Genomic DNA, 25,161 nt, shown 5'->3' on the forward strand with positions numbered 1-25,161 from the left:
AGGAGTTCCATCACTCGTCGTAGAGGTGCTTTCGAAAAGCACACAACGTAAGGATCTTATTAAGAAGCTTGATTTGTATATGTCCTGTTGGGTGGAAGAATACTGGATTGTTAATCCAGATAATATGGAGGTAACAATCTATCATTTTGAAGAAAATAATATTAGTAGTAGTTCTACCTATAAGAACGGTGAGACTGCGAAATCTTTTATATTTGATGGACTAGGTGCTGAAATTAGTAGAGTCTTTAAGAGGTAATGAAACTTTATGAACCATATAAGAAAATGCCCGATTCGTAATTTATTCGGGCATTTTTCTTTGGTTTGTTATAATGTGTAAGATAGGAACTAGAACAAGGAACCTGTCCCCAGTTACCATTTACTTTATATAAGCATTACTAACTAGGATATCTTTTATTTCATCTGTTGGAATAACAAATTCCACAGTTCCCATATAACCTGGTGCTACTTCATAATCATTAAAGGAAACAACCAATTTATGTTCTGCATTAATATAGAAGTTTTGCTCTTTGTTAATTTCAGTAAATCCTTCTCCAAGTTCTTCCTCTGATGCAATGAAATAAGACTTAGCCTCATCTTCCTTCATTTGTTGCTTCATCTGTTTTATGATATTTTCACTAATGACAGCAATATAAGAATCATCCTTGAAGAGGCTTGGAAGTGTTACTAACAATTGATTTTCTTTATCAATTGTATCGTACTTGATAGTTGTTTTGGATGATGCTGCTGTTTCTTGAACATAGCGACCTACAGTGAGTAGTTGGTCCGTATCAGTCTTAACCACGAATCCACTATCAACACGTAAATGTCCATCCACTCCAAACGCTTTTTGTCCTTTCATTTCATCCATGAATTTTGTGTATAGTTCCTGACTTTCCATCAAATACTTTTCATTCAATGTTTGCTCTAATTCCTTATTTTCCAGCTTATCAATTGCAGGAACCTTTATATCAGCCTGATAATTTCCTTCGTCAACAGTAAATTCTGTAAATGTAAGGACATCAACAATACTACCTACTACCGGTATACTCTCCAACGATTTAGCAAATGCAGGACTTATATTGATACTTGATGTAAAAATGACCGCTGCAGCGGCAACTCCAGCAACCCATTTAAATCCAGAGTTCTTAGATTTCCTTTTCTGTAATGCTTTTTTAACAACTTCATCAAGTTCTGTAGGAATTGGAATATCTTCATATTTCTCTTTTAATTGTTTCATTTTATTATTATCCATTATGTCTTACCTCCTCTAAGTGTAGGTCATTCATCTGATCCCTTAGAATTTTTAAGGCTTTATATAATCGAGTTTTAGCGGTATTAATATTTAATTCTAATATTTCCGCTACATCTTCAATCTTTAAATCTTCAAAGTATCGAAGGACAACAACACTTCGATATTGAATCGGCAAGCTATTTAGCGCCTGTTCTAAATCCATATCATGATAATGATCTTCATGACTAGGGGAATGTAATTGAATCGTAGTATCATCAAGAACCGTGACTTTCTTTCTGCGACGAAGAAAATCTAATGAAGTATTGACAACAATTCGATAGAACCAACTTTTAACAGCCTGAATATCCTTTAAAGTACCAGCTGTAATTGCTTTCTGAATTGAATCTTGTACAATATCAAGTGCATCATCACGGTTCTGAACATAGCTGTATGCAAGCCGATAAAAGCTTTCTTTGTTTTGCATTACATACTCAGCAATGATTTTTTCTTGTTTAGGCTGCCTATTAAACACATGACACATCTCCTTGTTTTTCTCGTTAGCTAACGGAGTTTCATAGTATAGACGTACGGGGTGTTAAGAAAAGTTTTAGATATTTATTTTTTTGTAGATTTATCATAATGAAGGGTTAAAAGCGTTCAGAATAGGAGATTTGTCTATAACCCCTTTGAATAATCCCCCTATTTTTCCAGAGGTTAAAACATTAAAAAATCTCAAGCCTATTTGGGCATGAGACAATCATACAATAAAAGTTATATAAAACTAAAATATTATATTTTCTTATAAAACGAAACACTCCATCCTTTATGAAACCTATTATAAACTTCATAGAATCGAAGAAACCCTAAAAATAAGGGTTTCTTTATACAGAAAGGCTCACTACTTCGATTACTAAGGACGAAGTAAGCCTTTGTGACTGTATTTACTTACCATTTTGCATCAACCGGAAGATCTTCCTCATTTATAAATTCCCAGCTCTCCGTATACTTTCCTTTGGCCAGCACCTTCAAATAAATACCTTGTTCCAAATCTGTACTGGAAGTAAACATTACCTTTCTCTTTTGACCATCCTCGGTATACCCTGTCAAATTGTATTTAAACCGACCGTTATCCGGTTTAGAAGGTTCATTTACTTCGACGTAAACATATTCTTTCTCATAAAGAGGGTTAAAGCGATCAAGATCCTCTTTAAACACGAAATACACTCCTGTTAAAATAATGATGACTACAATAGCCCTTAATAGTACCTTTTTCATAAAGCATCCTCTCCTTTTTGACTATAGCATCTGGCTTTTAACTATCTTCCGGTAGTAACGAAGTGTTAATACAGCAAATATAAAATAAATCAAGGCGTACATTCCCATTGCGGTTATTGTCGGTACGGTGATACTAGAAATTACTAGGATAGAAGCGGCCTTAACAGCAAACCACGAATGCAGTAATCCAATCAACAGCGGGATAAAGAAAACAAATGCTTGCTTACGAGCAATACCTTTCATAATCATGTTTACATCAAATCCGAGCTGTCGAAGAGTCTTGAAGCTTTGTTTCTCTTGCTCCGCTTCTGTCATTTGCTTGAAGTATAAGATGCTGCCAGTTGCAATGAGAAAGGCAAGACCGAGAAAAGCTGATATAAAAATAAGTAGACCGAACTTTTGAAGCGAGTTTTGATATTCCGAATAAAAATCAGGCATGAAGCTGTCTTTTGGTACATACTTTTCGTAAATAGACGAAGCCTGCTCACGTTCCTGTTTATTAGGAATCAAAAAGGTGTCAAAACGGATTTCTTCAAAGTACTCTGTTTGCTCTCTAATCTCATCTATCGTAGTTTCCGAAGCCAAGAGCTGTAATCCATAAACATTGTAATTAATAATATTTTCCAAAATCATGCTACTTATCGGGTAAATATCCGGTTTTCCCTGAAGCTCCAACCACATATCTTGATTAGAACTTTCCGTGTTCACATCCATAAAGGCTTCAATATTCGCTCTTGCATTGTAAAAGATAACTTCTCCGTTAGACGGCACTTTTAAAACTTTGCCTGTTTGAATAAGCTGCTCCGCTGGAAGCCATAACAAATCACGGGTTACCCCATCATTTTCAGTCTGAGAGCCATGTATACTGCCTTTTATTCGTAAAGCTTCCACCTGTCCATGTTGGAAATCAATTCCTTCCTGTTCGAGTTCCAATCGGAAAGCCTCCGCTTCCTGCTCCCTATTCTCAATTAAAAAATCATATGGCATTTGGAGACGTGTGTCTTGTTCCACTGTATAGTACAGTGAATAAGCAATGGAAACTAGCGTTATTGCCATTGCTGATAGCACCGTAATTAAGGTAAGTGAGCTGGCGTTTGACCGCATACGGTGCATTAGCGGTGCAAGCGACAGACTGTTGTACAGACCAAGCAGACCATTTTTTCGTTTACGGAACCAATAAATGCCCCAGCTAATTGTAACTCGAAAGACCAAGTAAGTACCTGCTATTGTCGTTGAAAGAACCAACAGCATATTTAAGAATAACTGGTCATTCAACATGTGCCCTGATAATTGATAGCCGAATCCAATAAGGCTTATACCAAGCAATGCCATGACAGTAGCTAAAAAAGGCCGAGGTTTATTGGGATGCTCCTGTTGCTTGTCTGCTTGAAACAAGTCAAGTAGCGTTGTTCGATAAATGGACAACAGTACTTGTATAGAAGTAAAAACAATAATAATTAGAAATACTAGCACCGTCATGAAAATGGCCTTCGCATTGATACTTATTCCCAAGACACCCTCCAATCCAAGCAATTTCATTAAAATTAGAAGAAACAGTCTAGATAATAAAGCCCCACAAACAATTCCAATCAATAGGGCACCCAAGCCTAGCAATGTATTCTCGATAATCAGATATCGAGCAACCCAACCTTTAGAAAGACCAATAAGCTGATACAGCCCAATTTCACGGCTTCTTCGCTTCAGAAAAATACGATTAGCATAAACCGTAAAAATACTGACAATGACAATAAGCAAAATACCTGCCACTTGAAAAGCGGTGAAGAAATCCACGCTCTCACTTGCCATTTCCTGAACTGCATGATCGTGCTGAAGTGATGAAAATATATAATACAAGCTTGTACTAAAAATGAGAGCAAAAAAATATAAGTAATAATGTTTTATATTTTTACGCATGCTACGAAAAGCTAAATCAACGACTGTCAACATTATCCCCTCCCAATACCGCCTGCACATCTAAGATTTCCTTAAAAAAGGCATGTCTTGACTTATCACCGCGGTAGAGTTCGGAATAAAGCCTTCCATCTTTCAAAAACACGACACGGTTACAGTAGCTGGATGCGACCGGGTCATGTGTCACCATGATAATTGTGACATTTCGCTGTTGATTAATTTTCTCCATCGTATCCAACAACGATGAAGCCGATTTAGAATCTAGTGCTCCAGTAGGCTCATCAGCAAATACAATGGAAGGTAAATGGATCAATGCCCTTCCTGCCGCAGTCCGCTGTTTTTGTCCCCCAGAGACTTCATGTGGATATTTATCTGCTAATTCTTTAATACCCAATACTTCCGCAATCTCAGTAAACTCTTTTTCTGCTTGATGCTTGCTCATTTTATGAAGGGATATCGGTAAAAGAATGTTCTCCTTGATTGTCAATGTATCTAGAAGATTGTAATCCTGAAAGATAAAGCCCAAATTCTTTCTACGAAATGCAGAAAGTGCGGAATCTTTCAAAGAAGAGATGTCCACATTTTCAACTAAAATGGCACCGTCCGTACATCGGTCGATAGTAGCCAATACATTAAGCAAAGTCGTCTTTCCCGAACCAGAAGGTCCCATAATCCCAACGAATTCTTTACGAGTTACATGCAAATCTATTCCCTTTAGCACATGTTGCGAACTGCTTCTGGAGCCATATGTTTTGTGAACATTCCGTGCAAGCAACACTGTTTCATTGACATTTAAATCGTTCATCATTAAACCTCCTTGTTCATCAATAACCCCATTTTACGCTAGTTCATACCTCTTGTCGTAAGTTTCATATGATAAAATTGCCACTTTAAATGACAATTTTGTCATGTTAGTCGTAATCAATAGGCAACAAAAAACAGACAGGAGAAAGTCCTGACTGTTGCATATGTTCGTTTCATTATAAATGTTGTGAGGAACTGTATCGTTTCTCACAGAGTTTTTGGAAATTACTGCTTACCTTAGAGCTTAATTTCATTTAATTACGGTCAAAAAAGTAGAGGAATCCAGGGCATAAATCGATTAGCATGCATTAAAATTGAAAAACCGAAGTGATTTCTAGCCCTCCTTTTAGTTCTAATAAAGTATATTGTTCACTATTTGGATTTCACCAAATGCTCATGGAACACTATAGGTTATTGCTTCTTCGGATGGTTTCAAATGTATTGGGGTCAGAAAAGGTTATTTGCATTACCGTTCCCCCACTTTTGCTGGATTTTGCTTTTAATGTAATTCCCAGCTTATCGGCAACCGTTTTTGCAAGATATAAGCCAAGACCAGTTGCAGCGTTTTGTATTCGACCATTTTCTCCCGTAAAGCCCTTGTCAAAAATACGGGGCAGATCATGCGGCTGTATGCCAGGTCCCTCATCCTGAAGATCCAATGTTACGTTGCCTCTTTCACTCACATTTGTCTTAATCACAATAGTCCCACCCACTGGACTATACTTAATTGCGTTAGTCAACAGTTGACGGAGGATGAAGCGGCACCATTTCACATCCGTAACAACTGTCACATTAGTACCTTCAATGTTGACCGCAAGATTTTTCTCCAAACACCAAGAAGCCAAATCTTGCACTTCTTCTGTAGCAAGTCGTTGTAAGGAAGCTTCCTCTAGCCGATAATCTGATTCCAATGTAGGCAATCGTGTCATATACAATTGCCGGTCAAGCAATAAGTGAATTTTTAGCCATTCTACTTCAATTTGACGAATGGCAGAGTCACTGCGGCGGGCGTCCAGGACTAGTTTCATTGCTGTGAGCGGGGTTTTTACTTCATGGATCCACGAAGCCATATAATCATCTTCAATCAGTCTTGCCTCATTAAATTTAGAAACCTGACGTTTGTATTGTAAATCCACAGCACGTAAAAATTCGTAAGTGATTTCATCCAATCTGTTCTCAGGTTCGGGCAGGTTTTCTATCCAATCTAAAGGGAGGTCTTTACTTAATAAATCAAGTGATGTGGTGAATTTCATTTCTTTCTTGTAACGCCATAAAAAAAATAAGCAAAACGTGATTAAAAATAACGCATTTAAATATAGAATAGAACTTGCCTCCACCGTGATTCCTTTATCAAGCATAATCAATATATTGGTCACACCGAGCAAGGCTACAAAAAGAAAAATCCAACTCTTTCTTAGTACGATGTATCGGATAAACATGGGAGTCCTCCTATAAAGAAATAGCCATATAACCTAATCCTTTTTTGGTAACAATAGCCTCGGACAATCCAATTTCCTCCAGCTTTTGTCGCAATCGAGTAATGTTAGCAGTAAGTGTATTGTCATTTACGAACTGTTCATCTTCCCAAAGCTTTCGCATCAAATCATGGCGTGAAATAATTTTATTGTTAGATTCAACGAGGAGTGTCAGCATAAAAAATTCGTTCTTTGTCAGATCCACTTCTTTACCTTCCCTACGGATTACTCCTCGTTTGATATCAATCAAAGCTCCATTCCATTCAACAATATTTGGCTTGTCTTTTCCATAAGCATAAGTCCGTCGAAGAATGGCCTGAATTTTACTATAAAGAACCTCCGTATGAAACGGCTTTTGAACATAATCGTCTGCTCCCATGTTCATCGCCATCACCATATCCATTGGATGATCTCGCGATGATAAAAAGATAATTGGAACTTCAGATACAGCCCGAATCTCCCGGCACCAATAAAAACCATCATACTTAGGAAGAACCACATCCATGATTACAAGCTGGGGCTGTTGTTCTGTAAACGAGCGCATGACTTCATCAAAATTATCAGGTCTTGTAACCTTAAATGACCAGGATTCCAAACCTGTCTTCAAAGCGGCAAACAAAGCGTCGTCATCTTCAACGACAAATATATTCATCTCCATTTGAGTTAACCTCCTGATAAAAATCTACAAGGTGAATTATTTCACATTATATCAAACTATCGAATCAAATTCATATTGTCAGTAAATGGTCAAATAGAGGCATACCACTTATTAAGCACGTTTTCTTTCGAGCACCCGACAGCCAAAAATAATAGGACAGAGGGGTTACTCTCCCTGTCCTATTATTTTTGTTGATTTTCCTAGAAACGCTTATTTTGTGTCGTCTTTCAATGCCCCCTCACCATAAACCATGACCTCAACTATTTTTCCCGTCTTTTCATTCAGGATTTCTTGAATGTATTTTTATCCCTATCTTCTAAAATGCTTGTGAAAGTGTTATCTAATGATTTCTAAATCGTTACACGTTGTAGCAACGAATAGCACTCCAAATGGCTCGAGTGGTGAACGCAGATATAGATAAATGCAGTAGTGTTTATCTTAGTTTATTTTATAAGATTTTTTTTACATAGACTTGTAGTAATTTTACATACCGGACCATGAGTGCATAAAAAATGTGCATCATCATTGTTCCGAAATACTTTATACAACCATGCGACATACACCTTTATATCTTAATAACAAACCTGTTCAAGAAACCTATACATCAAAAGCACCTGTTTCGCTTAACATCATTATGTTTTTAATTCAATATTTTGTCTGACAGTTGCATCCTTTATAAAAAGGGATGTATCATATCGTCTGCATTGATGATGGTTAGAATAGTGATTAACGCAAGAAATACAACAGGCGTCATCGTATTGCCGATTGAATCTTTGACTCTAATATGCGCAAGGACTGCCACCAGCATCGTAATTCCGAGCCAAATACCACCCCATGCAATCACTCCTTCAATCCAATACCCTGTAATAAGCACAGCAGCTCCAACTAACTGTACCATTCCTGTGACTACACGAAACCAGTCAGGTAGCTTTAGATTATTGAAAATGCCAACCCAGTATTTAACCCCTATTACTTTTGAAAAGCCTGAAAAAACATAGTATAACACCAGCAAACTTTGAAGAACAATTGAAAATATGATCATGTGCAATTCCTCCCTTTTATTTGTATCAATATTTTATTACTGACTAAATGGTAAGTTATAATTTTACATGTGTCAAGTGTAATTTTACAAAAGTTAAATTATACTTGACTTTTTTTCAGTAAGTGATAAGCTGGTGTTATTAGATTTTGCATGGAGGGTATCTTGATGGGTAAAATACGTAATGCAGAACGGACACAAAAGAATATTCTAGAAGCTGCGAGAAATGAGTTTTTCAATAAGGGATTTAAGGGAGCACGTATCGAATCGATAGCAGAGAATGCGGGTGTGAAAAAACAGTTAATTTATCATTACTACAAGGGTAAAAAGGAATTATATGAAGCCGTTTTGGCAAATTTGGCAACAAGTGGTCCGGAATGGGCAACCCGAGTTCCAGATAATCCGCAACATATTGCCGAGCATCGATACAATGTAAATAGTAAGGAGAGAGCGGACTTTATTAAGTTTACAGCTTGGCAGGCGCTTGAGTCACAAGCAGATCAAACTTCTTGGAATAAAAGCGGGGAACTTGCACTTCAATCCTATGTAGCGTACTGGAAAGAACAAAAGGATAAAGGAGTTTTGCCACCTGACCTCGAACCAGAACTTTTGGCACTGGCAATCACCGCTTTAACAACGTATCCCATTATCTTCAGTGATATTGCTAAGATATTTACCGGAAGCGATGAATCCGATCCTGAATTTCAAAGAAGATGGTCAGAATTTCTTACCAATCTTAGTGGACATATTATTAAAAATTAGAAAAGCTCACATTCACTCATACCTTTGCGAAAGTGTTAGTTTTTATTAAACTGAGTTCGTCAAAATATAACTACATTGAATACATTACCTCGCTATAGCTGTGTATTAATTTTTTCATAATGTAGTTCCCTTACCTCACGATTATGGAAGGCAATATTTATACTAACGACAATCGGTTCTGTTTAAATTTTATAATCAAAAAAACCTTCCATTTAAGGAAGGTTTTTCACACTTACATCTCATTAATTTTTTCTAACTAGCAACGCAACACACTCCACATGCATCGTATGCGGAAATAAGTCCACTGGCTGAACCTCAACAAGCTCATAACCAAATGGCTCAAGCTCCTTAATATCCACTGCAAATGTATCTGGATTACAGGATACATAAACAATACGTTCAGGCTTCGCACGCCCAATTCTTCGCATTACCTTTCCACCTGCACCAGAACGTGGCGGATCAAGAAGTAATAGCTCAGGTATTCCAAAGCTCTCTAACACTTCATCAATTCCTCGTCTTGCATCTTTTGCTAGGAAATACGTGTTATTAAGTCCATTATCCTTGGCATTTCGTTTTGCAGATTCAATCGACGTCTCCACGATTTCAATTCCTGCTAGCTTATCTACTTGACTAGCAAAAGGAAGAGAGAAGGTACCTACACCACAGAATAAATCAATCATTTTCTCATTTATCTTTGGCTTGCCCATTTCAAGAGCTAATTCTACTAGCTTCTGAGCTTGCGTAGGATTCGTTTGGAAGAATGTATCAAACCAAATACGATAACGGTATCCGAGCATTTCATCATAAATAAAATCACGACCTGCTAGTACATGAGTCTCCTCAGCCTGTGTACGGTCAGCCCAGTCTCTGTTCTCTAACCATAGTAAGCTTTTCACCTTAGGGAATTTCTCTGTTATCCGTGCTACCAAATCTTTTGTCGCAGTCTCTAACTCCCCATTAGGTGCTTCCGTAGCGAAAAGCCCTAGCATAATCTCTCCTGTTGCAAATGATTGGCGAACCATTAAATGACGAAGTAAGCCTTCATGATTATCCTTATCATAGCCAGATAACTCATGGGCCTTTGCCCAATCAGCAACCTCCATCGTTCCTTCTACCATTTCTTCACCCGCTATTAAACAAGTTTCTAGGGAAATGATTTTCCGGAAGTTTCCTAGTTCATGTAAACCAAGGGAGCCGTCCTTGGCAAAGGTAAACTCCATTTTATTTCGATAATGCCATGGGTTGTCCATTCCAATTGTGTCATGTACTAAATTTGGATCAAATCCTTGTTCTTCTAATACCTTCTTTACATGGTCCGTCTTTTCGTTTAGTTGGCCAGTATACTTCCAGTGCTGCCATACACAACCACCACAACGGTCAAAATGTGGGCATGGTGGGTCTACTCGTTCCACATGCGCCTCTACAATTTCTTCTGGCATTACTCGGGTTCTTTTCCTTTCAGGTTGTCCAACCGTTACACGGACCTTTTCTCCAGGTAACGTTTGGGGAATGGTTAATTTCAGCTTTCTAGGATTGACCTCCCCAATATCACGCCAAACAACGGCACGTCCAGATCCTTTTTTATCTAAATCACGAATTTCTGCGATATATGTTTCACTTTGTGTTGTTGTCAAGATTGATTCCTCCTCTCATAGGTTCTCTCTATATGAAGCTTATAACATACAATCTTAACATATTTGGTTCCTTGCATACTTCCTTATTATAGCGGAACATAGGATGATTGGGAACAACCTTTGTTACTTCCCTTTAAGGACTAGGTTAATATGCAGGGCTACTTTTGATAAGCAACTACTCCATCGCCACAATTAAATCGGAAAGATTATTACATTTCTAGAGTCAAAAGTGAAATAATATATTTGTAGGATACTATCGTTTTAGGAACGGAGGTATTACTTATGGAAAACGAAAAAGCAGATAGATTACGTATAATGCTTCAGGAATCCTTACAACCCGTGATTGACCGTTTAGAGCGATTGGAAAAAGAAATTCATGAATTAAAGGAACAGAAAAAAAGTAATAAATAAATGTTAAAAGCCGACGAATTAACGATTCATCGGCTTTTGTTATCGGTTATTTAATTTTGCTTTGCCTCACTATTCCTATTACAATCGGAATTCCCGCCCCTATTATTAATAAAGGCAGAGACCATACTCCAAAACCATTGCCCCACTCAAGTGCTATAGAAATAGATTCAAATGTAATAAAAGAAAAAACAATTAAACAGATATTCTTTAATTGATTCATCATTTTTCGGCTATTTAAGTAGAATTGTTCCGCATTTTCCTCAGTTAATCTCTTCGGATAATTATGAATTTCAGGATATTTTTCAAGGGCCTGCATCATAATTAGTAAGAATGCCCCGATTATCGGTAGTATTAGCAATTCCAATTTAGAACCCCAACGATCCACTTCACCGAGTGCATTATAATGGGCAGGTACTTCTTGAGGAAGCTTGCTCCAAATAACAATTAATAAGATAATGGAGCCAATATAGCAAGAATAGCCTACTATATCCCAAAACCATTCGGATTTTGTTTTTGTAATTGTTAATTTTGGTCTATCTGTCACTTTGCCAAGTTCCCCTTTATTATCTATACTATTTTCGTTCTATAGTTCATTAGTTTATTTACGAAATACCCTCGTAAAAGGTTTCAGGAATAGGCTAATTTACTATGAAAAGTCGGGAATTCCTAATCTATCTTGCGTTTAAAATACCGAGATATTCTTTCCATGGTCCAACATCGATTTTATATCGGGTTGCCATGACCCTTACAATCTGTGCAATATGGGTTAAATCATGAACAACCCAAGTAGAAATTAATTCTCTTACTTTAACCTCTCCAAATGCAGGATGAAAACCTCTTAATTCAAATTGTTCTTCCTTCGTGAATAGTTCCCTAAGTTTATTGATATTTTGTTGTCTCAGATCTTGAAACTCTAATAACTTTTCTTGAATGGACGAAGAGGTCTCGTTTAAATGTGAGAAACGATCAAAAGCGGGAAAAGGAATCTCTTTTCCTTCATGAAGAATATGTTCCAATCGCTGAATCCAGTTAGTCTTTTCAGCTTCAATTAGATGCCCTACCACTTCGTAAGCATTCCAGGTTCCGTCTCCTTCATTACAAAACAACCAGCTATCTGTCAAACCAGATAATAAATTTGCCAATGTCTGTGGTGTTCTTTCTAAAATTTCAATAGAACCATGTAAGGTGAACTCCATGTTATTTCCCCTTCCAAATATTTTATCTACTAATTATATGTTATTTCTCTGATAGGTAATTACTATTTCCATAATAGAGGTTTAATATATGTAAGGTGATAATGTATTGCATATTGCAGGAATGTATTACTATTCCTTATTTTTGGCTGCCATGTACTCTAAAAATGTATTTACCCTTTCCTTCTTATTTTTAGAACTAACCATATATACTTTTCTACTTGGAATATTCTCTTTAGGATTAAACTTCACCCGGGATATAAGACCATCCTTTTCATAGTCCCTAATAATACTCTCTAGCATGAATCCAATTCCTTCTCCATTTAGTATTAATCTTAATGCAATACCAGCATGATCAACCCTATAACGCATTGTTTCATGTTTTCCAACTTCTTCCTCAAACCACTCGGAGAAATCTGTACCCCAGTTATAATGGATGAACGGAATATCCTTTAAATCTTTAGATTCCAGTAGCCCTAAACTTCCTACAAAATGTGTTTCCCCAACTAAACATATAGATTCCTCTCTTATCATCTCCACATTAAATATAGGAGGATGAAGTGGATTATATACAAATCCCACATCAATTAACCCATATCTAATTTTTTCGATTATATCTTCCGAATGGCCTGTAATAAGACGTAATGAAGTATGCGGATTACTAGCTTGATATTGGTTTATTTGTTCAAAAATTGATGTTTCCCAAAGCGAGTTCATCCCACCTATTACCAAACTATGCGTAAATTTCGATTGAATTCGAGTAGTCTTAACACCCTCATTCATAATTTCTAATGTTTTTATTACATAAGTTAAGAAATTTTTCCCTGCGTCTGTTATTTCAACATTTCTAGTCTTTCGTAAAAAAAGTGTCTCACCAATTTCCTCCTCCAACGATTTAATTCTTGTCGTAACAGTAGATTGAACAACATTCATCTCTTCTGCTGTCCGTGTGAAATTTTTACTATTAGCAAGCGAAACAAATGTCTTCAACTGTTCAAAATCCATTTAACCACCTCATTAATTCAATTAATAAATTAAAGTAATGTAAATAATTCATTTTTAAAATTAGTTTCTCTTCATTACTATGAATTATAGGAGGGATTGGATGACCAAGCAAACTTATATTCTCGCTTTCTTAATATTTATTTTATCAACAGGTGGTTTCACTGCAATGCCTTTGTTCCCCTTACTAACAGATGTTCATAATATTTCACTAACACAGGCAAGTGGAATAACAGCTACCTATATATTGATGCAAAAAGTAACACCTATAGTTTTAGGTCCTATTGGTGATTATTTTGGTTATAAACGGATGTCCGTGTCAGGAGAATGGATAAGAGGAATTGGTTTTATTGGAGTAGGTTGTGTTTCCAACTATTATTTGCTATTGCTTTTCGCTTTATTGGCCGGATTAGGAGGTGGGTTTGCAAGTCCCTCCCTACAATCTCTAATCATGAAAAGTTCAACATACAATGCTAGGGCAAAAGTATCTTCGTTAAGGGCTACTGCCACAAGCGCTGGATTACTATTGGGTCCCATTATTGCGGGAATAGTTATTTGGACAGGAAACTTTCAATTTATTTTTGTTTTCGCTGGAAGTCTTTATTTAGTTGGAGCATTTTTATTAATTGTATTTGTTACATCTACGGAGCGGGATTTTCCAAAGAAAAAAATGTCTATTCAATCTATATTAGAAGCATTACGTAATAAAGGCTATATAAAATTAATAATTCTTATGCTTATGTTTTACATTTTAGTTGCACAGTTATTTGTCACACTACCGGAATATGCCAAACAGTTTACTGAACACATTCAGGCACTTTTTCTTATCAATGGAACAACCGGACTATTATTACAATATCCTGTAGGCGTTTTAATTAGTAAATATAACAAATCAAAGGTATTTATGTTTTTCGGTATAACATCTATTTTTTTATCCTTCGTAACTTTAGCTCTTTGGAATAACTTTTTAATGTTATTCGTTGCTGTATTCCTTTTTACAGTTGGTGAGATTCTTATATTACCTATAGTCGAAACGTCAATTGCAAACTTTTCAGATAGGTCAAGAAACATGGGGCTTTACTTCGGTATGAGTAATCTATCAGACGGAATCGGAAGACCATTTGGTAGTTTATTAGGAGGATGGCTAGTATTCAACTTACATTTTACGACAGTCTGGGTAGTTTTTTCAGGATTAACATTCCTGATGCTTTTGTTTTATATTTTATTTTTTAGAAGGTTTCTATAAGATACATGATCTAGACTCTTTCTGCTTTTTTCTTATAACATTTCTGAATCTATCCATAAACCCATATTAAGTAAATTGACCAAACTAAAAAACTGCACCAAAAATTTATTACTAACATTTTGGTGCAGTTAAAGACTTTGTTGTCGATTATTAAAAACGATATCAATTTAACAATATTTGAAACAATTAACTACAGCCTTATATAAGCAAGATGCTTCAGGGATTGAAATACCCCAAATCCTTTAAAAATCCTCTACCGGTTCTAAAGGCAGCCCTAGTTCTTTCGCCACATATTGCATAAACTCCCTACAGAAATAATAGCAATTCCATCTTGCAATTTTGTTCAATTCCCATTCCATTGTATTAACATCATACAGTATAGGACCTTGCTCTGTTTGCCTAATAAAAATAATGGCATGTTTACCAAATAGATTACAAGATTTCGCGTAAATATCATGTGATTTTGATACGTTGTTAGGATTAAGTGAGTATTTTATAATCGTCTCTTTTCCATACTCTTTACTGTTCATCTCAACAAAGCTAAATGTCGCTTGATCCAGTAACATATTAACAAGCCCAATATAATCCTTACGATTATAAGCATCTATAAATGCCTGAACAGATTCTGCATGAACATTAATAACATGTTCTTTCTTAAGCTCTGTGCCACTCTCTCTTGCCTCGTAAAGTCCCTTTCTAGCACGGTTTAGCAACCCATTTACAGCTCCTTCCGTACTTGCCAATAATTCTGCAACCTCTTTGGCTGTGAAGCGAAATGATTCCATAAGGATAAAGACAACTGCTTGTCGTGGGGTTAGATGATTTAATAAGGAATAAATTGCTTCATTTATTTCCAATGGATCTGCATATTCCTCACTCCATATTTCATCATTTAATTCCTCGTGCTTAAAACGCCCAGTTCTCCTACATTGATCCAGCCAATGGTTAGTAGCTACTCGAAATAGATATGCTTTTGTATTTAATTGTTGCTGGCGGTGAGATAGTGCTGATAGGGATGCAAATGCTTTTAATACCGTATCCTGAAGCAAATCCTCTGCATCCCATGGTGATCCAGTTAGCCGTAAACAATAGTTCCACAACTGTTTTCTATATGGCTGAACCAACTTCCAATACTTTCCCCATACATCAAGTGACTCTTCCCCAATTACTTGTAAATCCGTCATTACATCCACCTCCTACTTATATAACGAATGATAATGGCAAAATCATACGCAATCTGTACTTTTTTTAAAACACTCTATATCTTGCATTTTCCCAATTACAGTATTTATAAGTCAATAGAATGTCCTCTTTTCGTTTAAATAACACTAATTGAAACCTTTTCAATGCCTAAACGTATCTATTTATAGTACTAAATTGAACGATATAACAATCTACTAAAACATGAAAGAATAGAAGGTGTAAGTACATTGCAAGTAAATAATGCTAATAAAATTTCGCATCAACAAGATTTACAGAACAAACATTTATCTCCTATTGGATTAGGAAGCAGACTCAACCATATTGATAGTTTAAGAGGCTTTGCACTGCTAGGTATCCTGCTAGTTAATATGATTGCATTTCAATATGGCGTGGCTGGAATAGAAACAATCAAGACTGAATTATCGTCATTTGAAAGAGTGATTTATGACATTATCGAATGGTTATTCCAAGGTAGTTTTTATCCGGTCTTTTCCATTCTATTTGGGTTTGGTGCAGTTATCATGTGGGAAAGGGCCGAGGCGACTGGGCGCCCATTTAAACGAATCTTTTTCAGGAGAACCCTAATATTACTAGCAATTGGATATATACATTTACACTTTATCTGGGATGGAGATATTCTACTAACCTATGCGATAGCTGGTTTAGTTTTCACATTCTTCATTAAGAGACAGGCAATAACTGTTTTAATCTGGGCACTAGTCCTAGCATTTCTTATTAATGCACCTGGGCTAATACCAGCTGGAGATGAAGGAAACGAAATTAATCTATCATTATATAGTGAGTATGAGAAAGCTGTCTTAAGCGACGGATCCTATGCAGAAATCACAGCACATCGTTTTACGTCTAATCCATACGAAAAGGTTGATCTAGGATTTGAAATGGGATCACTTGAGCATCAGTTTTTTGCTAGCTTTCTTTCCATCCTTGATACGATCATGGTAACAACACAAGCCTTTATGTTGTTCCTCATAGGTGCTTTTATTGCCAAGAAAAAATGGCTGCACCATCTCACGGAAAACCGTCAGCTACTAAAACGTATCACGCTTATTTTCGTATTAGTTGGTTTAACGTTAAAGGGTAGCATGATTGTGACAGATAACTTAATGTTGGATTATTTCGGATATCTCCTTGGTGGGCCACTTGCAGCGATTGGGTATATCACGGGGTTCTCGTTACTATTTGCTAAGTATAAATCTAGCACCTTCATTCAAGGCTTCAATTCCATTGGAAGAATGGCATTAACCAACTATTTAACACATTCAATCGTGATGACAACGATCTTTTATGGATATGGTCTTGGCTTATTTGGGAAGCTTGGCATTTTAGTTGGAACATTAATGGCAATTGCTCTTATTGTAATTCAAATGTTCTTCAGTAGATGGTGGCTTTCACGTTTCCGTTTTGGTCCAATGGAATGGCTATGGCGTTCAGGAACGTATTTGAAGTTTCAGCCGATGAGGAAGAAAGCCTAATAGAAAAGAATTAAAGGTGGGTGCTAAGGAACAATTTCTTCAGTACAAAATAATAATCATTAATTTTAAGTCTACCGATATAAGGTATATGCTTCATATCGGTAGACTTAACCGTTTCTTGACCAATAATTACTTAGCTTTTCTCAGACAAGGATTTTTCGTATTCCTTTCTCACTCTGTGTAAGAGTTCGGCGTCTTTTAAGAGACGATAACCGGTTGATGCGAGAGCCTTTGCTCCCTTAATTAAAGCCTCGTCTCCAAGTGGTGACTTCGCCGCTTCTCTGAATTCGTTCGTATGTGCAATAAGATCATCTGGTCCAATTTTAATATGTGGGTGAGCAGTAGGAACCTCATAGCTTATATTCCCTGCATCGGTAGAACCTTTGCCACTTCGTTTTTCCGTATGAACAATTTCTCCAACCGCTTCTAATTCTTCTTTTATTACTGCATCTAATACGGAATTTAGGACGAAATCCTTCACCTCGTTTTGGAATCGCTCAATTTCTACTCTAGCTCCAGTTGCAAGTGCAGCCCCCTCTGCAATTGAGCGCACCTTTTCAGCTACTTCCTCTGTTTTACTCCAAGATTCAGCTCTTATGTAAAATCGAGCAGATGCATAGTCAGGAATGATGTTTGGAGCATCTCCACCATTGGTAATTATTCCATGGATACGTACATCTGTTGGAAGCTGCTGACGAAGTGCATTTATTCCATTAAACAATAGAATTACTGCGTCTAGTGCATTAATTCCTTGTTCCGGTGAACCTGAGGCATGTGCAGCTCTTCCAAAGAAATGAAAATCTAGTGGATCGACTGCTAGTGATTCAGTTGTTAAGGCTGTTTTTCCAGACGGGTGTATCATAAGCGCCACATCGATATCCTTTAAGTAGCCATGTTTAACAAAGCTTCCCTTAGCACTTCCATTCGGTCCTCCTTCTTCAGCTGGTGTTCCTAAGACAACGACACGTCCGCCTACTTCAGGAAGTGCTTTAGAAAGTGCAATTCCAGCAGCAACACTAGTTGTTCCAATAATGTTATGACCACATGCATGACCTAGACCTGGGAGTGCATCGTACTCAGCGAGGTATGCGACGGATGGACCAGGGATGCCACTATCCTTTACCGCATAAAAGGATGTCTCATGCCCTGCAACTGCCGTTTCAACCACAAAGCCTTCACTTTCTAAAAGTGCTACATGCTGTTCACAGGCAAAAAACTCTTGATTCCCTATTTCAGGTCTAGCGTGTATCGCCTGGCTAGTTTCAATATACTTCTGTCTGTTCGAATCAATCGATTCAACGATTAAATTAACACTACTTACACGTTTGCTCATCTTAACTACTCCTCCTTATAACCCTTCAAAAATTTTTAATAATTCTTCCTTGGTAATATCAATAACAATTGAGCCACCATTTGTGTCTATTTCTACGGCCTTTTCCACATCTTCCTCATGATATAATTCAACAATGCGCTGGAAAGTCTCATTGTCTTTATCCTCAGCTCGAGCAGCAAAAATGTTTACATATGGTATTGCATTTTCAGATGTACCATCTTCTAGAAAAATTGGATCTTTTACCGGATCAAAACCAGCTTGACCCGCTACCCCATTATTAATTACAGAAGCTGTAACATCAGGAAGAACCCTTGGTGTTTGTTGGGCTACGATTGGAAAAATATCTAAGTTCTTAGGATTCTCCACAATTTTTGATGGATCTCCAAACAGTCCAAAGTCAGCTGATAATTTAATTAATCCTGCAGATTCAAGTAGCTTCAATGCCCGTGCTTGGTTGGATGGGTCATCTGGAATTGCTATGCGTGCACCTTCTTCAATTTCGTTAATATCTTTAATTTTCTCTGAATAAATTCCCATTGGTGCAATAATAGTTGGACCAATCGGTAATAAGTCTACATTGTTTTCTTTATTAAATTGACTTAAGAATGCAATATGCTGGAAGGAATTAATATCAATATCTCCATCCGCCAATGCTTGGTTTGGAAGTGTGTAATCTGAGAACTCCACAAGCTCAATCTCAATCCCTTCTGCCTTTGCCTTCTTCTGAATCAGTGGCCATACTTCCCCATCTGTTCCTGTAACACCAATCTTAACAACTTTTGTTTTCTCGCCTTTTCCAGATGTATCACTACTACAAGCAGCTAGTGATACTACTGTGATAATCGCTAGTAAAAAAATGATTAATTTTTTCATCTTTTGTTCTCCTCGCTTTCTACCTGTTCCCTAACGTCTCATAATCTTTCTAGAAATAGTGTTACCAAGCCATTGTGCCAGCTGTACCAGTATGATTAGGATAATAACCGTAACAAGCATGACACTTCCATCAAAGCGCTGATAGCCATAGGTCATTGCAACATGGCCAAGACCTCCACCGCCAACTGTTCCCGCCATAGCTGAGAAGTCTATTAAACTAACTGTCACAAATGTTAAACCTAGAATTAGTGGGCCAAGTGCCTCTGGTATCAACACGGTATAAATAATTTGGAATGGACTTGCTCCCATCGCTTTGGCGGCTTCCACAACACCAGGGTCAATACTTACCAAGTTATTCTCTACAATCCGAGCAATCCCAAAAGAGGCGGCTATTGTCATCGGGAAAATCGCAGCCCAGGTTCCAATTGTTGTACCTACTACCAATCTAGTTAATGGGCTAATCGCGACTAAAAATATAATGAATGGAATTGGTCGAATGATATTTATGAAAATGTTCATGATTTGAAATACAAGCTGATTTTCTAAAATGTTCCCTTTTCGTGTTACGTATAGTAATAATCCAAAACCTATTCCTAGAATGGAGCCAAAGATTAGTGTCAAGATAACCATAAAGATTGTTTCACCTGTTGATTCCAAAATCCTTGGCCAAAATGTTGTCCAATCAACCCGCATCAAGTTCTACCTCCTCTACATCTACGATAGATTGCAGTTCTATCATTGCTGATTCAATCGCATCCGCATTGCCTTCAAAAGAAATTAGCAAATTACCAAATAACCTTTCCTGTAATTCACGTATGTAGCCATGTACAATATTGAAGTCGACACTGTATTTTTGCGTTATTTGTGAAAGGACGGGGGCATTTGTAATCTCTCCCTTGAAAGTGACACGATAAAGCCTCTTGCCACCCTTTTCCCTCCATTCCCTTAGTAATTTAGCAGAAGGTAAATCATTCTCTACGGATTTGATGAACCGCTTCGTTGTTGGGTGTTTGGGATTTGTAAATGTATCAAAGACAGAACCGACTTCAATGACTTCCCCTTCTTCCATGACGGCGACCCGGTCACAAATAGATTGAATAACATGCATTTCATGTGTAATTAATAAAACCGTTATTCCAAGTTCATGATTTACCTTTTTTAAAAGACGAAGAATATCACTTGTTGTATCCGGATCCAGTGCTGATGTTGCTTCATCACATATTAATATATCTGGTGACGTAGCAAGTGCCCGAGCAATCCCCACACGTTGCTTTTGACCACCAGAGAGCTGCTCTGGATAATCATTTGCTTTATCGGTAAGCCCAACAAAACTCAGTAGCTCCGAAACTCGCTCATTTATTTCTTTTTTAGGGATTCCGGCTAGCTTCAACGGATAAGCCACATTTCCCGCTACAGTACGTGAGGAAAACAAATTGAAGTTCTGAAAGATCATTCCTATTTTTCGCCGTAGCTTTCGTAGTTCTTTCTTAGGTAGTGTAGCAAGATCTACACCTTGGATCTGAATAGCCCCAGATGTTGGTTGCTCAAGCAGATTGACTAGCCGAAGTAATGTACTCTTTCCGGCACCACTAAAGCCAATAATGCCAAATATTTCTCCCTGCTCAATTGCAAGCGACACTCCTTTTACCGCATTCACCTCCCGCTTTCCGAGCCGGAATGTCTTAGAAGCGTTTTTAAATTCGATCATAGTCTGCTCCTCCTCGCAAATAGTTAATTCTCTGCAGCCAATAGTCGCAACCATCTAACTTCCCAGTATTCGAACGAAAAAAGCCTTCTAATTTCTCATCAAAAATAGAGAAATTAGAAGGCTTTATAAATTAAAACCATCTCCGTTCTCATCTTTCAAATGCAATATGGGTTGCATTTGTAGGATTTGGCACAGTGTTCATTTTCATGAATCTGTTGCCGAGACTTCATTGGGCCTATTCCCTCAATCTCTCTTGATAAGAAGTGATGTTACTATTTAATTGTTTGCAAGAATTATATATCACTATATTCCCAATTTGAAATACTGTCAATACCTTTTATTATTTTCTATACAATTAATTTTATTTTCATGATTATGACAGATTGAATTAATGTTATTCGAGCTTTATGTTAAAATTAATAAATAAACCCTACCAACCTTCCACTATAGTAGAAGGTTGGTAGGTAAATTTAAGATAAACAACTAGACCTTAAAAGGTTTAAACATCATGGAGGAATGATTTAACAAATGAAAAAACGAACTAAAATTCTATTATTCAACGCCACTTTCATTATTCTAGTAGGATGTGCAAATAATCCAACTAAAAACGAAACCGTTCATACAGAGGAAAGTATTCCATCAAGTACGGTAGGGGAAGCATACGGTAATGATTCTTCTGACACCTCCAATGTAGCGTCGATTGGTACAGATAGCAATACTTCTGAAAATGGGGACGTAAGTGGAGGTCATACGGAAGAAAACAACCCACTATCCGAATACTCTAATGAACAAATCGAATATGCAAGAGTTTGGTTACAGCTTGGTCCAAATCAAGAAATAGACAATTTATATGTCCAACATATACCAGCTGGAACACCTCTCAATCCTGATGATGAGACTAGTGCTAATTATCCTGTGGATGTTATTCAGTTGGCTGGTTCTCGATTAGTCGATGGTTCTGTAACGTATAGTGGGAATGGCGATGGAACGATCAATATTTACAATGTACCAATTCGCTGGGATGGCCAATATCCTGCTGGTGAAGACTTCTACACAGATATTATTAACAATACAAAGCTTGTTTATATTGATCCAGCTGAAGATGATAACATCGTTGAGCTAATAAGAAAGCAAATTATTAATTAAACCAAATATAAGCATACATAGATCAAATAGGTGATAAGGAGGAAGCGAATATGAGTAATAAAAAGATGTTGTCACTAGAACAGCAGGAAGGATTATTTAGAGTATTGAATGCTCGTTTTGAGAAACATAGGAATCGCCATGAAGATATAGAGTGGGAAAAAGTCCAAGCAAAGCTAGAAGCGAATCCTAGTAAAATGTGGTCCCTATTTGAAATGGAAAGAACTGGCGGTGAACCTGATGTTGTTGGTTATGATCAGGATAAGGACGAATACATTTTTTATGATTGTTCTGCTGAAAGTCCTAAAGGTCGCAGAAGTATTTGCTACGACAGAGAAGCACTGGAGGCTAGAAAAAAACATAAACCGGAAAACAGCGCTATGGACATGGCAACAGAAATGGGAATTGAACTCTTAACGGAAGACCAATATAGAAAGCTACAGAAACTTGGAAACTTCGATATGAAAACATCTAGCTGGATAAAAACACCTGCTGAAATTAGAAAGCTTGGCGGCGCACTTTTTTGTGATTATCGCTATGAACATGTCTTTGTCTATCACAATGGTGCGGATTCATACTATGGTGCTAGAGGGTTCCGTGGTTCATTAACCGTATAATTTAATAGATAGTCATATAAAGAAGAAACACTACAGGTGAGCTTAATTTCATTGTTTAGCTATCAAAGTTTTAGAGAAAGAATGAAATTCACAGTTGTATAAAGGGGGATGATTTAAGTTTAGCAATAGCTAAATAAATCATCCCCCTTGTACTTAATTGGAGTCAATATAATTAAGAATTATCGGCTGATTCTCCTCCATTGTCGCTTTGTATAAACTAATATTTCCAACAGTAGGTTTTGAAGCATCAGAGTGAACCTCAAAGTTTTCTTTTAATGCGATTGTCCATACTGCTTCATTATCTTTCTTTAGAACGATTGCTAGTGTACCAAATTGCTCCAAATTCTCCCATGAGAACAATTCAGATTCATTACCTACCGTAACATTTATTCCATCTGGACCACTTGTCACTGTGACATTATCTCCTTGCCAAACACCGTGTATCTCTGCTCCTACGTAATAATAGGATAATCCGCCCTTACGATCGCCATACGTCCCTACAAATTGTTGAATGTCACCATTTTTATCCTTATAGGTTAGAACTGCTATATCCTTAGCCAGCCACTTTACTTTATTGTTTCCATTTATCTTATTTTCCAAGACTTCTTTAGGACGAGCGAGAATACCATAATACGGGCGATAATAGATTGCTTCCCCACTTTGGACATTTTCCTTTACCGAGAATATTTTACTCAAGCTTGGTGATATGCTTGTTATATTTCTAATTTGTTGATTGCTATTTTCAAGTAGGACAATATTCGTAAGAAAGAAGATAACTCCAATACTAGCAATAATAACTTGATGGCTATTTTTCAGTTTAAGTAAAACTAGCAGCGCTACCGCTAAAAAAACGACAAATAAAAGATTAATCATATAAAATATACGGTTATCAATATACTCCACTTGATAGCGCACATGTAAAAAGAGGAATCCCATTTGTAAGCAAAAAAATCCGATTGCAATTAGAAAAAGCGTCCAGCCGACTATTTTTTTCCATTTTGCCCTATCCTTCATCCGGTTCTACCTCCTGCAAAAACTCCCATGTTAGACCATTATCCTTTGAAATAAATTTTCCTTTTACTAATCCACCTTCATAATCACCATTTGGCCCTTGATTTACTAGAACAGCCAGGTGGTCTTCCTCAATAAATGGAGCTTCCGCTTGAACAAACACTTTTCCGTACGGAGCGGGAATACTTAAACGAGCATGCCTCCAAACCTTTCCTCCATCCTGTGTCACATAGACATCTGGTGCTTCTGGATTAATGGTTCCATAGGATAGAAACCCTGTCTTCTCATCCACAAAGCTACCGAATGCAATCATCCTAGTAGTTGGAGGATCTTCAGTTTTCGTCCAGGTTTTACCACTATCGAAGGTTAGGAATACTGTTGAATACTCTTGAGACATTGTACGATCACCTGATACGATTACATATCCAAAGCTATCATTTAGAAACGCAATCTTTCGAAAACGAAGCTCTGGAAATTCCTCAGCTATTACACTATCTTGCCATGTATTCCCCTGATCAGTAGTATATTTCATGTTTAGCCCAACTTGCTTATATAGAAATGCTAAACGCTCTTCCGATAAAACATAGCTACCTTCAATCAATTCCTGTTTGTTCCCTTGATACTCTCCATTGAACAATAAATTTTTATCCACTGGGACTTTTATCCAATCCTTCCCCTTATTGTATGTAATAGTTAGTTCATCATTTTGTAAACTATAACTAATTGGGTCATCATTAACAGGTTGTAATGGCGTATTTTCTATCTCATTAGGTGTCTCTTCTTGGAGGTTATTTCGTAGATTTAGTTGTGGAAGCGTGTAGTTGTGTTCTAGATTCTGATAATAATATGTTCCTACGATGATTGCAGTTACCATAAGAACTGATAGTATTAAAAGGTAATTTCTCATGAATGGAACTCCTTTTTATTTCTATTTTCCTATATTTTGCTGGCTCTCTACAAATCTATAAAGTAACCATACTGGATTTATCTATCGATGATCCTAAGTGTCTTGCTCCCATCCATGTCAGATAACTATAGGATACTTTTTATTAACATTAATGTTATCACAAGCAGAAATAAGTTTACACACTTAATAAGAGAAATTCACAATGCTACAGCCCTTCAAAACAAATAGAAAA

At 37.0% G+C, this 25,161-nt stretch carries 26 protein-coding genes and 1 riboswitch; of the genes, 7 read left to right on the top strand and 19 right to left on the bottom strand.

What is annotated here, in order from left to right:
* Positions 1–25 precede the first annotated feature (25 nt).
* Positions 26–256: a Uma2 family endonuclease gene (locus tag KI338_RS12885; protein ID WP_212921421.1), complete on the top strand. Its 231-nt coding sequence runs from the start codon at positions 26–28 to the stop codon at positions 254–256.
* 120 nt (positions 257–376) lie between these two features.
* Here KI338_RS12885 and rsiV read toward each other — a convergent pair whose 3' ends face one another.
* From rsiV to KI338_RS12925, 8 genes are all read right to left on the bottom strand, one after another.
* Complete coding sequence (gene rsiV, locus KI338_RS12890; RefSeq protein ID WP_212921422.1) at positions 377–1,252, bottom strand: anti-sigma-V factor RsiV; 876 nt, start codon at positions 1,250–1,252, stop codon at positions 377–379.
* Positions 1,245–1,763: an RNA polymerase sigma factor SigV gene (gene sigV, locus KI338_RS12895; RefSeq protein WP_488168370.1), complete on the bottom strand. Its 519-nt coding sequence runs from the start codon at positions 1,761–1,763 to the stop codon at positions 1,245–1,247. The genes rsiV and sigV overlap by 8 nt, the downstream gene beginning before the upstream one ends.
* Before the next feature lie 413 nt (positions 1,764–2,176).
* Positions 2,177–2,506 (bottom strand): YxeA family protein, encoded by a 330-nt coding sequence (locus tag KI338_RS12900; RefSeq protein WP_212921424.1) that lies wholly within the window; start codon positions 2,504–2,506, stop codon positions 2,177–2,179.
* A 21-nt stretch (positions 2,507–2,527) separates the two neighbouring features.
* Positions 2,528–4,453, bottom strand: a complete 1,926-nt coding sequence (locus tag KI338_RS12905; RefSeq protein ID WP_244853597.1) for an ABC transporter permease — start codon at positions 4,451–4,453, stop codon at positions 2,528–2,530.
* On the bottom strand, positions 4,437–5,225 hold the full coding sequence (locus KI338_RS12910; protein WP_373306345.1) for an ABC transporter ATP-binding protein: 789 nt from the start codon (positions 5,223–5,225) through the stop codon (positions 4,437–4,439). Before KI338_RS12910 ends, KI338_RS12905 begins: the two co-directional genes overlap by 17 nt.
* A 400-nt stretch (positions 5,226–5,625) precedes the next feature.
* Entirely contained in the window at positions 5,626–6,660 is a 1,035-nt protein-coding gene (locus KI338_RS12915; RefSeq protein WP_212921425.1) for a sensor histidine kinase, read from the bottom strand.
* Positions 6,661–6,670: 10 nt separating this feature from the next.
* Complete coding sequence (locus KI338_RS12920) at positions 6,671–7,354, bottom strand: response regulator transcription factor (protein ID WP_280530751.1); 684 nt, start codon at positions 7,352–7,354, stop codon at positions 6,671–6,673.
* Positions 7,355–8,027: 673 nt separating this feature from the next.
* Positions 8,028–8,396, bottom strand: a complete 369-nt coding sequence (locus KI338_RS12925; protein WP_212921426.1) for a DoxX family protein — start codon at positions 8,394–8,396, stop codon at positions 8,028–8,030.
* A gap of 165 nt (positions 8,397–8,561) precedes the next feature.
* Between KI338_RS12925 and KI338_RS12930 the strand changes: the two genes are divergently transcribed.
* A complete protein-coding gene (locus KI338_RS12930) occupies positions 8,562–9,155 on the top strand; it encodes a TetR/AcrR family transcriptional regulator (protein ID WP_212921427.1) in 594 nt (197 codons plus the stop codon).
* 242 nt (positions 9,156–9,397) lie between these two features.
* Here the strand turns inward: KI338_RS12930 and rlmD are convergent, their stop codons facing one another.
* Positions 9,398–10,789, bottom strand: coding sequence for a 23S rRNA (uracil(1939)-C(5))-methyltransferase RlmD (gene rlmD, locus KI338_RS12935; RefSeq protein ID WP_212921428.1), 1,392 nt, complete (start codon positions 10,787–10,789; stop codon positions 9,398–9,400).
* A 282-nt stretch (positions 10,790–11,071) separates the two neighbouring features.
* On the opposite strand from rlmD, the gene KI338_RS17860 reads away from it, so the two are divergent.
* On the top strand, positions 11,072–11,200 hold the full coding sequence (locus tag KI338_RS17860) for a hypothetical protein (protein WP_280530752.1): 129 nt from the start codon (positions 11,072–11,074) through the stop codon (positions 11,198–11,200).
* A gap of 46 nt (positions 11,201–11,246) precedes the next feature.
* Here KI338_RS17860 and KI338_RS12940 read toward each other — a convergent pair whose 3' ends face one another.
* The 3 genes from KI338_RS12940 to KI338_RS12950 form a co-directional block, all read right to left on the bottom strand.
* The gene (locus KI338_RS12940) at positions 11,247–11,744 is read right to left on the bottom strand and encodes a DUF1648 domain-containing protein (protein ID WP_244853599.1); all 498 of its coding nucleotides are present in this window, start codon (positions 11,742–11,744) and stop codon (positions 11,247–11,249) included.
* 127 nt (positions 11,745–11,871) lie between these two features.
* Positions 11,872–12,396: a DinB family protein gene (locus tag KI338_RS12945; protein ID WP_212921429.1), complete on the bottom strand. Its 525-nt coding sequence runs from the start codon at positions 12,394–12,396 to the stop codon at positions 11,872–11,874.
* Between the two features lie 129 nt (positions 12,397–12,525).
* Entirely contained in the window at positions 12,526–13,398 is an 873-nt protein-coding gene (locus KI338_RS12950) for a LysR family transcriptional regulator (protein WP_212921430.1), read from the bottom strand.
* 100 nt (positions 13,399–13,498) lie between these two features.
* Between KI338_RS12950 and KI338_RS12955 the strand changes: the two genes are divergently transcribed.
* On the top strand, positions 13,499–14,641 hold the full coding sequence (locus KI338_RS12955) for an MFS transporter (RefSeq protein ID WP_212921431.1): 1,143 nt from the start codon (positions 13,499–13,501) through the stop codon (positions 14,639–14,641).
* 242 nt (positions 14,642–14,883) lie between these two features.
* Here the strand turns inward: KI338_RS12955 and KI338_RS12960 are convergent, their stop codons facing one another.
* Complete coding sequence (locus tag KI338_RS12960; RefSeq protein ID WP_212921432.1) at positions 14,884–15,825, bottom strand: RNA polymerase sigma factor; 942 nt, start codon at positions 15,823–15,825, stop codon at positions 14,884–14,886.
* Between the two features lie 246 nt (positions 15,826–16,071).
* On the opposite strand from KI338_RS12960, the gene KI338_RS12965 reads away from it, so the two are divergent.
* Entirely contained in the window at positions 16,072–17,337 is a 1,266-nt protein-coding gene (locus KI338_RS12965) for a DUF418 domain-containing protein (protein ID WP_212921433.1), read from the top strand.
* Between the two features lie 133 nt (positions 17,338–17,470).
* Here the strand turns inward: KI338_RS12965 and KI338_RS12970 are convergent, their stop codons facing one another.
* The 4 genes from KI338_RS12970 to KI338_RS12985 are packed head-to-tail and all read right to left on the bottom strand — an operon-like array spanning position 17,471 to position 21,251.
* Complete coding sequence (locus KI338_RS12970) at positions 17,471–18,670, bottom strand: M20 family metallopeptidase (protein ID WP_212921434.1); 1,200 nt, start codon at positions 18,668–18,670, stop codon at positions 17,471–17,473.
* Positions 18,671–18,685: 15 nt separating this feature from the next.
* Positions 18,686–19,543, bottom strand: a complete 858-nt coding sequence (locus KI338_RS12975) for a MetQ/NlpA family ABC transporter substrate-binding protein (RefSeq protein ID WP_212921435.1) — start codon at positions 19,541–19,543, stop codon at positions 18,686–18,688.
* 30 nt (positions 19,544–19,573) lie between these two features.
* On the bottom strand, positions 19,574–20,236 hold the full coding sequence (locus KI338_RS12980; protein ID WP_212921588.1) for a methionine ABC transporter permease: 663 nt from the start codon (positions 20,234–20,236) through the stop codon (positions 19,574–19,576).
* Positions 20,226–21,251: a methionine ABC transporter ATP-binding protein gene (locus KI338_RS12985; protein WP_212921436.1), complete on the bottom strand. Its 1,026-nt coding sequence runs from the start codon at positions 21,249–21,251 to the stop codon at positions 20,226–20,228. Before KI338_RS12985 ends, KI338_RS12980 begins: the two co-directional genes overlap by 11 nt.
* Before the next feature lie 145 nt (positions 21,252–21,396).
* Positions 21,397–21,514: riboswitch (SAM riboswitch) on the bottom strand.
* A gap of 265 nt (positions 21,515–21,779) precedes the next feature.
* Between KI338_RS12985 and KI338_RS12990 the strand changes: the two genes are divergently transcribed.
* Both KI338_RS12990 and KI338_RS12995 read left to right on the top strand, forming a co-directional pair.
* On the top strand, positions 21,780–22,397 hold the full coding sequence (locus KI338_RS12990) for a YdeJ family lipoprotein (protein WP_212921437.1): 618 nt from the start codon (positions 21,780–21,782) through the stop codon (positions 22,395–22,397).
* Between the two features lie 50 nt (positions 22,398–22,447).
* Positions 22,448–23,011, top strand: a complete 564-nt coding sequence (locus KI338_RS12995; protein ID WP_212921438.1) for a DUF4256 domain-containing protein — start codon at positions 22,448–22,450, stop codon at positions 23,009–23,011.
* Between the two features lie 153 nt (positions 23,012–23,164).
* On the opposite strand, the gene KI338_RS13000 is transcribed toward KI338_RS12995, so the two are convergent.
* Positions 23,165–24,025, bottom strand: coding sequence for a hypothetical protein (locus KI338_RS13000; RefSeq protein ID WP_212921439.1), 861 nt, complete (start codon positions 24,023–24,025; stop codon positions 23,165–23,167).
* Entirely contained in the window at positions 24,015–24,929 is a 915-nt protein-coding gene (locus KI338_RS13005) for a WD40/YVTN/BNR-like repeat-containing protein (protein ID WP_212921440.1), read from the bottom strand. Before KI338_RS13005 ends, KI338_RS13000 begins: the two co-directional genes overlap by 11 nt.
* Positions 24,930–25,161 lie beyond the last annotated feature (232 nt).

It is taken from the genome of Ornithinibacillus bavariensis, from assembly GCF_018333235.1.
Lineage (GTDB): Bacteria > Bacillota > Bacilli > Bacillales > Amphibacillaceae > Ornithinibacillus > Ornithinibacillus bavariensis.